This is a genomic window from Streptomyces sp. NPDC059696, assembly GCF_042733745.1.
GTDB lineage: Bacteria > Actinomycetota > Actinomycetes > Streptomycetales > Streptomycetaceae > Streptomyces.
This window is the reverse complement of record NZ_JBHWFG010000155.1, coordinates 1-1027: the sequence shown is the minus strand read 5'-3', so window position 1 is coordinate 1027 and position 1027 is coordinate 1. Positions and strand designations below refer to the sequence as shown.

The 1027-nt window shown below is 64.8% G+C and carries 1 protein-coding gene; it reads right to left on the bottom strand.

The features are described 5' to 3' along the window. Positions 1–1027: ferric reductase-like transmembrane domain-containing protein (locus ACFV20_RS37300; protein WP_385665669.1), on the bottom strand; the 1027-nt coding region annotated here is incomplete at both ends.

Here is a 1027-nt window from a genome sequence, read left to right as displayed (position 1 = left end):
GCGTAATTCCGATTCCGGCGCCGATCATCACCACGTGGTTCCGCGCCCGGGCGGCTGTGCTGAACATGCCGTAGGGTCCCTCGACGGCGACCTTGGTTCCGGGCTTCAGCCTTGCGAGCTTGGTTGAGCCGTCACTGAGGCTGCGGACAGTAATGCGCAGTTTGCCCGGTTGGCCCGGCGCTCCCCGGACAGGCTCGGCGGACAGGCTGAAGGGGTGCGCTTCCCACCAATATCCGGGAGCCAGGAAGCGCCAGAAGAAGAACCGGCCGCCTGATCCGGACAATCGGTCCAGGTGAAGTCCGGTCATTTCGATGCTGAACACATCCGGTGCCACGCGGACCACTCGGCTCACTGTGAGCTGGTGGCGGAATGTCGCCAGCAGCGGCTGGACAATCCGGAAGCAAACCAAAGCCGCGCCCGTCGCAATGCAGAAGGCCATCCAATACCAACGTTGCCACGTGCCCTCGGCGAAGAGCCCGCCCACGCTGAATTGGTGGGGGATCGCGGTGGCGACTGCGGCGTAAGTGAGCAGGTGGACTGCGTACCAGAACTCGTACGGGAACTTCCGCCGGACTGCGACCAGCGAGGTCACCACGACACCGATGAACAAGGCCATGGAAACGAATGCCAACCACATGTCCGGCACGTTGATCCACAGGGACACGGATTCGCTGAGGGGATCGAGCCCCTCAGCCATGCCGTAGCCGATGGCGATCAGGAGCCCGTGCGCCAGGAGCAGGTACAACGCCGGCTTGCCTAGTTTCTTGTGGACCTCAAGGGCGCGGTCGTGCCCGATCGTAGTGTCGATGAACGGAATCCTGGCCGCCAGAAGGAGCATGAGCAGGACCAGGTCCATGCCCACCAGCCCGGCCACTATGCCCAGGTTCGTGGCTGTTCCGGCCACCGACGAGAAGCCGCTGATCCCGCCGTCGGCGAGCCACAAGGCTACCGCCGCCACCGGCGACAACCACGCGAGGCCGCCCAGCACATCCTGCCGCGCCAGCCGGCGTCGAGCCTGCGGCCTAAA